General features: G+C 24.9%; 1 protein-coding gene. It reads right to left on the reverse strand.

Annotated elements, in window-relative coordinates; all coding sequences use genetic code 11:
• Nucleotides 1-23: 23 nt before the first annotated feature.
• On the reverse strand, nucleotides 24-225 hold a 202-nt coding region (locus KGF36_RS20050), incomplete at its 5' end, for a transposase (RefSeq protein ID WP_227854987.1).

Consider the following 225-nt stretch of genomic DNA (forward strand, 5'->3'; position numbering starts at 1 on the left):
CGTGTGGGAAAATTACTTTGTATTTAAGCTATCTTATATTTTTTAGCATTTTTAAGATTAATACTTGCATTTAAATCTCTATCAATAGATAAACCACAACTACATTTATAAACTCTATCTTTAAGTTTTAAATTCTTATTAATCTCTTCACACTGGCTACAAGTCTTTGATGATGGATAAAATCTATCAACAATTCTAAGTTCTATATTATTTTGCTTACACTTA

It is taken from the genome of Clostridioides sp. ZZV14-6009, assembly GCF_020658095.1.
Classification (GTDB): domain Bacteria; phylum Bacillota; class Clostridia; order Peptostreptococcales; family Peptostreptococcaceae; genus Clostridioides.